This is a genomic window from Ruminococcus sp. 8Y-12 (genome assembly GCF_058119865.1).
This window is the reverse complement of sequence record NZ_CM176623.1, coordinates 300,207-309,375: the sequence shown is the minus strand read 5'-3', so window position 1 is coordinate 309,375 and position 9,169 is coordinate 300,207. Positions and strand designations below refer to the sequence as shown.

Annotated in this window: 4 protein-coding genes and 1 riboswitch; all 4 genes read left to right on the top strand. The window is 47.3% G+C overall.

Annotation, left to right across the window (positions count from 1 at the left end; genetic code table 11):
- Positions 1-18 precede the first annotated feature (18 nt).
- The gene (locus AC0THY_RS01195) at positions 19-6,528 is read left to right on the top strand and encodes an Ig-like domain-containing protein (protein WP_489992656.1); all 6,510 of its coding nucleotides are present in this window, start codon (positions 19-21) and stop codon (positions 6,526-6,528) included.
- A 68-nt stretch (positions 6,529-6,596) separates the two neighbouring features.
- Positions 6,597-6,749: a hypothetical protein gene (locus AC0THY_RS01190; RefSeq protein WP_489992655.1), complete on the top strand. Its 153-nt coding sequence runs from the start codon at positions 6,597-6,599 to the stop codon at positions 6,747-6,749.
- Positions 6,733-6,804, top strand: a riboswitch (Fluoride riboswitch). Its footprint overlaps the gene before it by 17 nt.
- 62 nt (positions 6,805-6,866) lie before the next feature.
- Positions 6,867-8,069 (top strand): cation:proton antiporter, encoded by a 1,203-nt coding sequence (locus AC0THY_RS01185; RefSeq protein WP_489992654.1) that lies wholly within the window; start codon positions 6,867-6,869, stop codon positions 8,067-8,069.
- A gap of 240 nt (positions 8,070-8,309) precedes the next feature.
- Positions 8,310-8,957, top strand: a complete 648-nt coding sequence (locus AC0THY_RS01180; RefSeq protein WP_489992653.1) for a TetR/AcrR family transcriptional regulator — start codon at positions 8,310-8,312, stop codon at positions 8,955-8,957.
- Positions 8,958-9,169 lie beyond the last annotated feature (212 nt).

The window sequence follows — 9,169 nt, the reverse complement described above, 5'->3', positions numbered from 1 at the left end:
GTCTGAAAGGAGAATGAGATGAAATACGGGAAAAAATTAATGGCGGGCCTGCTTGCATTCAGCATGGTGTGCAGCTCGGCGATACCGATGTCCGTAAATGCAAAGGCTTCAGAGACAGCGTCCAACGGCGTGTTTGACGGGAGCAGCATTGCCCAGGGGCCGACAGATTATGACTTTACAGGTAAGTGGATCTGGAGCAATGACGCAAGAGAGGCAGGCCAATGGATGTGTCTTCGCAAGACCTTTGATCTGGTCAAGGTTCCGGAAAAGGTTGAGGCTAAGATTGCGGTGGACTCCAAGTATTGGATGTGGATCAACGGAGAGATGGTGATCTTTGAGGGGCAGGTAAAGACAGGCCCCAACAGAGAGGATATGTATGTGGATACCGTTGACCTGACAAAATATCTTCACAATGGGAAGAATACAATTGCCGTCCAGGCGGTCTATTTCGGGAAAAATGGCTACGGATTTAAAGACTCCGGACAGCCGGGATTCCTGTTTGACGCGGACTTCGGAGAGGGGGTGCTAAAGGAGGGAACAAAGATTGTATCTGATACAACCTGGAAGGTAAAAAAAGACCCGGCGTACGAGGCGCATGACATTCCTTCCAACTATCGTTTGGCAGAGCCGAATATCCGGTACAATGTAAACAAAGAGATGACAGGATGGCAGACCCCGGACTTTGACGACGCAGAGTGGAGCTCTGCGGTCGTCAAGGCACAGGAGGGGGACGCACCCTACAATGACCTGTGGGAGAGACCCATCCCTCAGCTGAATGTGGAAGATATCGTAAAGTTTACCGCGGACGGAGCCAACGGAACCGGGACGTGGAAGGTTGAAAATATCGATAGCAGTACGGACGAATTTACAGCAATGGAGTTTCCTGATGAATACACAGTTACGGCTGAATTCGCAGTAGATCCCATTGATGTGACCGGTAAATACGGAGACATTACAGACACAGGCTCTTTTGGTCTGACCTTAAACATGAAAGACGCCAACAACCTTTACATGGCACAGATCAGTATGGCAAACCTGGGGGATAGGAAAAACTTTGCAGAATATCGTCCTCACATATGTAACGGCGGCAGTTGGAGTGTTCCCCAGAGCCAGGAATTAAAGGATATTATAGAGAATGATCAGAGATTTAATGTGAAACACGTGATGTCCGTGAAAGTAGAACCGGATGGTTTTACAACAAGCCTTGATGGCACAGCGCTCAACAAGGTTTATGTTCCGGTTACGGCGGGAAATAAAATAGGTTTCCGGAATGATACCATGGAAAAGATTAAGCTGTATGGCTTAAAAGTGCAGGACAAAGACGGCAAAGTGCTTTTTCAAGACACCATTCAAAGTGATTCCACCGGAACCAGATTGTCACAGTTTGCTTCGATCAATGGAGGCGCAAAGCCTGTTATTAAAAAAGAGGCGGACGGGACTCATTACCTCTCATCTACCAATTCCATTTTGGCGATCGGTTCCGTGAAATTCGGGGATGCTATGAAACGCTATACCATCCGGAACCGCACAAATCTTCAGGGAACCCCATATCTGAAGGTAAAGGCAAAAGAGGGACAGCGCATTGATATGTACACAGATACCTGGAAGGAGCCGGCGAATAACGGTGACTCTGTCCGCCATGCATACATCACCAGGGATGGAGAGCAGGAGTTTGAACCTCTGGGCTGGATCAATGGGTATGACGTTTATTTTGAGATACCGGAGTCTGTGGAAGTGCTTGAGCTGGGCTTTCGGCCGTCCACCTACAATACAAAGCCGGAGGGTTCCTTTACTTCCGACGATGCGGACATGAATAAGCTGTACCAGAAATCCTATGATACTCTTCTGGTAACCATGCGTGATAATTACATGGACTGCCCGGACCGGGAGCGTGCTCAGTGGTGGGGCGATGCGGTAAATGAGATGCAGATGGCCTTTTATGCCATGGACAGCAACGCAGGGCATCTCTACAAGAAGGCCTTAAATCAGGTAATCGGATGGCAAAATGCAGCCGGACAGCTGCCCACAACATCCCCCAACGGTGTGGACGCCATCTCAGAGCTTCCCATGCAGGCTCTGGCAGGTGTGCACTCCTTCTGGCAGTACTATATGTATTCCGGAGATACACAGCCTATGGTGGATGGATATGAGACACTGCTAAACTACCTGAAGCTGTGGAGCGTAAACAGCGAGGGATTAGTAGGCCACAGAGGTGGTACCTGGGACTGGATGGACTGGGGAAATCATGCGGATGGAACGATCATTGAGCAGTGCTGGTACTATATTGCATGCGAGTATGTCTTAAATATGGCAAATCTGCTGGACAAACCAAAGGCAGATAAAAGATTTTTGGAAGACAGAATGTATGGAATCGCAAAGATATTTGATTCCAAGTTCTGGAACGAAGAGAGAAAGGCCTACTACAACAACGTAGACGATGGAAATGCAGATGACCGCGCAAACGCGCTTGCCGTTTACACTGGACTGGCAAAGACAAACAGGTACAGTGACATAGCAGAACTCTTAAAAACCCGCAAGGAATCCAGCCCGTATATGGAGAAGTATGTACTGGAAGCCCTCTATATGATGGGATACGACGATCTTGCGATGCAGAGGACAAAAGAGCGTTATCGCACAATGATCGACGATGAATTCCCCACCCTGTGGGAGTTCTGGGATAAGAATGCGGGAACCAGAAACCATGCATGGACAGGCGGACCGCTGACCATGATGTATATGTTTAACGCAGGCATCACCCCTCTGGAGGCTGCTTACAAGGGAATCCAGATCAGGCCCCAGACGGCAGGTCTGAAGGATATCAAAGCGTCTGTCCCCTCGCCAAACGGTGAAATTTCCACTGCCGTAAAGGAAGAGGCAGACAGTATCAGACTCCAGGTATCCATACCGGAAGGAGCAGATTATGCAGTTGTGTATGTACCGCGCCTGGATGGAAAGCAGACAAAAGTACAGCTTGGCGATACCGTGATTTATAAAGACGGCGCTGCCACAGAAAAACTTCCGGAAGGCGTGATATACGAGGACGAGGATGACAAGTTTGTAGGTTTCCGTGTGGCAAGTGGAGAGTACACGTTTACAGCAACAGAAGATACAGCGGAAATCAAGGAAGAGTACTCCATTACCATTCATGCACCCCAGGGTGAAGGCACCGTTGAAATTAACGGAAAAACAGAAGAACTCCCATATAGCATGGTGGCAGCAAAAGGAAGTAAAGTTACCGTAAAGGCTACCCCGGCAAAGGGTTGGAAGATTGCAAAAGTGACAGGAAACTATCCGGCAGTCATTCCGGATAACAAGGCAGCGGAAGCTTATATTTCAGAATATACCGTGGACAGAGATATGAATTACACAGCAGTATTTGAACAGCTTCCAAAAGAGAAATATGCGGTTAATATTGACATCAGCGGAAATCACAGCTATGCAGCAAACTTATATGTAAACGGAGAAATGGTATCCGCTCCTTATGTGGGCAGCTTTTACACAGGGGAAGTGGTAACCGTGAAAGCGGAAATCCCGGAGGAACTGAAGTATAATTATGAGTTTACAGGATGGACCGGACAGGAGGATGTGAACCCTGAATATACCGTCACCGTTGGCGAAGAGGATATCAAACTGACGATGAATGTGAAAGAACTGTCAGAAAAAATCACTCCTGTCACAGTGATACAGGCAGATAACGCTATGCCGGGATCAGATTCATGGAAAAAGGATAATTTGGTGGATGGAAACCGTACTTCCGTGAACGGCAGCGACGGGTTTACCACGAACATCTATGAGACAGAGACCATTGACGGACAGAACATTGTCCTGGATCTGGGTTCAGCAAAGACCTTTAACCAGCTGTCCATGTTCCCAAGAACCAGTGCAAAGGCAAGCGGGGACAATATGAGCGCCCACTTCCCCAAGAGTTTTACCATCTCAGTGAGCACGGATGGAAAAACTTATAAGACGGTAAAGAAAGTGGTAGATCTGCCAAACCCGAGATTTAAGCAGCAGGTATTCAATTTCTGCGAACAGACAGCGAGGTATATTAAGATTACCACCACTAAGCTGGGGGATGTGGCCACGGATGAAGGCAATCCAAATTACCACAGAATCCAGATAGCAGAAGTGGAAGTGAGCGACAATACCGGAGTGAAGGCTACAGAAGCAGACCGGACGGCCATTGACCGGGAAATTCAGACAGCGCTGCAGACCAAAGAGACAGACACTTATAAGAAGGCATCACGCAAGACAAAAACGGTGTTTGATGGGACACTGGCAGCGGCCCGGGAGATCAGAGATGTTTTGGAGGCCACAGAGGAAGAACTGGCTGCAGCCGTGCAGACATTAAAAGAAGCCATTGACGGACTTGCACCGGTTGATAAAAGCGGATTGCAGGCAGTCATTGAAAAAGCACAGGCGATTGCCCGCACTGATGTGTATTATGAGTCCTCAAAGGCAGCCAGGAATACCCTGGATGATGCTCTGGAAGCGGCGAAAGTGGCAATGGGAACAGAAACCGATGTGGAAGAACCGGTAGAGAAGGCGATTGCGGATCTGGAAGCAGCGCTGGCAGGACTGGATGCTATGCCGGATGCACCTGCGGATGTGAAAGTAACGGATATTTCATCCAACTATGCAGTGGTATCCTGGACGAACACCTATGCCGGCACAAAGGCAGTGCTCTTTAAGGTGTATGCAGATGGCACACTCTTAGCAGCAGTGGACGGGGAACAGACGGCAGTCACCCTGATGAACTTAAGTGCACAGACGGAATACGATCTTCAGGTATACGCAGTGGACGCGGCAGGAACTGCCTCTGAGGCAGCCGGCGTAAGCTTTGCCACGCCGGAGCAGGGAGCAGCACCGGAAGGCCCCGCGGAACTGAAAGCAGAAGAACTGGGAATCGCGGTCAGCACAGCAGCAGGTTTCTTACCCGAAGACACACAGCTTAAAGCAGAGACGGTGGACGCCGGTGCGAGACTGGAACAGATTGCAGCAGTCCTGAAGTTTGACATTGAAAACTTCCAGGCTTACAATGTGAACTTGGTTCGAGGCAATTCCGTACTTGCATTAAACGGCGGGGAGGCAGCGATCTCACTTCCTGTTCCAGAGGGATGCGATGAGGAGAAGACAGAAGTTTATATGGTTACACCACTAGGTGAAAAAGAGAAGATGGATTGCACCATAACGGATGGAAAAGCAGAGTTTTCAACAGCAGAAATGGGTACCTTTGTAATTGGCAGGAAGGTGCTGATCACACTGGAGTCCATAAAGGCAGTTCCGAGAAAGACGCAGATCGTTTGGGATGAGGCAACCACACTCAGAGAAATCATAGCAGTGGGCATCAACGGGCAGGAGCAGAGCCTGGAGGGGGCAGTAATCAGCTATCATTCGGATAATGAGGATGCGGCAACGGTTACAGAGGATGGCACAATCCTGGCTGGAAATGCGGGAACAACAAATATTACGGTTTCAGTAGAGAAGGACGGCGTAAAAGTATCTGACACATTTGAGATAACTGTAAATGAGATTGCACCAGCTATGCCGGGATTTGAAGCAAAATCCTCAACCAGCATCACGCTTATTCAGAGAGAGGGATATGAGTATGCAATGCTGGAGGATGGGAAGGCACCGGTATTTGGCAGCCAGGTGAGGTTTGAGGGATTGAAGCAGAATACTGTTTACCGGTTCTGCCAGAGGATCGCGGCGACCAGCACTCACAGGGCAGGACAGGCTAGCGAAGCGGCGGCAATACGCACGGACGTCCAGGCGGTCGCCAAGGTAGTCTTAAACCAGACGGAGCTGACTCTGACCAAGGGTGGTACCGCGGTACTGAGGGCAGAGGTTCAGCCGGCAGATGCAGCGGACAAGAAACTGACTTTTACCAGCAGCAATGTAAGTATTGTAAAGGTGGATGCAGCCGGAAACGTGACAGCTATGGATGCCGGAAATGCAGAGATTATAGTGGAATCAGCAAACGGCAGAAAGGCTGTATGCAAAGTAACAGTGAAAGATACAGGAGATGCTACTGGCGCAGAAGTAAAGAAAATCACCTTGGATTTCAGCAGGAAAACCATGGGTGTGAAGGAAAAGGCGGTTCTTGGCGCAAAAGTTTCCCCCACAGATGCGGTAAACCAGAAGCTTACCTACAAGAGCAGCAACTCAAGGGTGGTATCTGTTAACGCAAAAGGACAGCTGAGTGCGAAGAAGGCAGGAAAGGCAGTGATTACGGTTACAGCCGCAAACGGTGTGAAGGCGACCTGCAGAATCACTGTAAAGAAAGCGCCAAAGTCAATCAAGCTGAGCGGAGCCAGGAAGACACTGAAGGTTGGAAAGTCCTTCAGGCTGAAAGTAAAATACAGCCAGGGCAGCGCCGGAGGGGTGACCTTTCGTTCCAGCAAAAAGAGTGTTGCAACCGTGAGCGCAGACGGAAAAGTAACGGCTAAGAAGAGAGGAAAAGTGACGATTACTGCTAAGAGTTACAATGGAAAGAGGGCGAAAGTCGTAATAAGGGTAACGAAATAGGAGTAATAAGAGAACAGAAATGAAAAAGTAGGTTTGTAAGTGATACCGCCCCGGGCTGAGTCTTGGCTTTGGGGTGGTATTTTGCCCCCACTCAGCCTGTAACGAACCTGACCGGTCTAACGGTTGCTGTGGGAACGATCCGGACAAAATTAGGGGATGCAGTGGGCATTGACAATCAGATCTGTACATGGTATGATTTTGAAATAAGTGTAAGGGAATGAGGTTCTCCCGTGGATTATTCCAAAATTGCGTTTAGCTGATGACTTCTGTGTAAAAACAGGGTTATCAGTTTTTTTGTGCAAAAAACACTTAAACATATGAAAATGGAGGATTGAGTCATGTTATTGAGTATTGCGTTGATTATGCTGTTTGGGATGTTTGCAGGGACTATTTTTAAGAAGATCCGTCTGCCGTATATCATTGGGATGCTGGTGGTGGGGATTCTTTTAGGACCGTATGTCCTGGACCTGTTAGATGATAGTATCTTAAATATTTCCGGGGATTTGAGACAGATTGCTCTTATTATCATATTGATGAAAGCGGGGCTGACTTTGGATATCGGTGATTTAAAGCGTGTGGGCCGTCCGGCTGTCCTGCTGTGCTTTCTGCCGGCCACAATGGAAATCATCGCCTATCTGCTGCTGGCGCCTAAGCTCATGGGTATCTCCCTGCTGGAGGCCGGGATTATCGGGGCAGTGATGGGGGCGGTGTCACCGGCTGTCATTGTGCCAGCTATGTCTAAGCTGATTGATCAGGGATGGGGCACAGAAAAGGGAATCCCTCAGATGATTATTGCGGGCTCCTCCGCAGATGATGTGTACGTAATTGTAGTGTTCACTGCATTGATCTCCCTGGCGCAGGGAGGAAAGGTATCCCCCGCTGAATTTCTGCAGGTTCCGGTATCCATTCTTTTGGGGATTGCACTGGGTGTTGCCGTGGGCTTTGCGCTGGTGCTCTACTTTAAAAAGTTTCATATGAGAGATACCATAAAGGTAATCATTCTTCTCTCCGTATCCTTTCTGCTTGTTGTACTTGAGGAGGCGCTGGAGGGAACCGTTGCAGTGTCCGGTCTGCTTGCGGTCATGACTATGGGAATTACCATCTACAACAGATATGATGTTCTTGCAAAGCGGATAACCGGTAAGTTTACAAAGATGTGGGTGCCTGCAGAGATTCTGCTGTTCGTCCTGGTGGGATCTGTGGTGAATATCAGGTATGCATTGTCAGCGGGAATCATGATGGTAGTCATGCTGATCATCGGACTGCTCTTTCGGCTGGCCGGCACATACCTCTGTGTGCTGGGGACAAAGCTGAACCGTAAGGAGCGCATGTTTTGTATGATATCCCAGATACCCAAAGCCACGGTGCAGGCGGCTATTGGCGGTGTTGCGCTGGCAAAGGGGCTTTCCTGCGGGAATATTGTGCTTACGGCAGCTGTGGTTTCGATTTTGATCACTGCTCCCATTGGGGCATTCGGGATAGAGGCTTCTTACAAAAAATTGCTCACCCGAACTTCATTAGACAGTGATGGAAATGTTTGAAGCATTTTTGCTGACAGTATCATGCCGCTGTTTCAGGAGTAAACTACGGTAGTTCACAGGCGGATATGTATCAGATGTATAGGGAATGGAAGGGGATTCGTTCCCAGCAGCTAATTTCTAAATACTAAGGTACAAATAGTTGGGGAAATGAAAATAAACATTGAATTATTATAGAAAATATGATAACTTAAAAATAGAACGCGGTACAAATAAGAGTATAATATTATCGGGAGGCGCTATATGAATGAATTAATCATAGAATCAAGGAGAGAACAAAAGTCGCGTGAAACAAAAGAGAAAATTAAAGATGCCATGAAAATGCTGATCAGTAAATATGACTACGAACATACAACAATCAATAACATATGTGTTGTGGCCGAGGTGTCAAAGGGAACTTTTTACCATTATTTTAAAAATAAAGATGAGCTTCTAAATTATTATACAGTGGATGAGTATGACAAATATAAGAAGAAAAACAGGGACCGGCTTTCAAAGATGAACAGTCTGGAGCGGATTTTTGATATCTATAAATGGTATGTGGGGTGCCTTGCGGAGAGCGGTGTACAGTTTGTCAGCGACTACTTTTCCCTGCATAACCAGGTACTGAAGAATCGCAGAACCGCGCCGGCCATGGAGGCCCAAAAGGTTGTTGAGGAAAGTCCGGACAGTTTGGCAGCGATCTCCATTTCCACATTTGCTTTTGTAAAAAAAGCCCAGAAGGAAGGGCTGCTTACAAAAGAAATAACAGCACTAGAGCTTTTCTATGAGTTGGAGATTGTGATGTTCGGTGTTGTATTTGAATGGTGTCTGAGTAATGGATTGTTTAATATTTCTGATAGAGTGGAGGAAATCCTAAATAAGTATTTAAAAACATATATAATTAAATAAGTTTTTATCGAAAGAGGCTGTCTGATAGGTAGCTTCTTTTTTTGTGGAGGTAACGATCAGCAGGCGGATTGCAAGACAGTTAAAGTGATTCCTTAATAAAAAATGCACAAAACAGAAGAAATAAATTTAGAGCAATTGTCAATATACAACAATGATTAACTGTGATATCATATAAAACAACAAATAGACCGCGTTCTATTTTTGAAAATAAA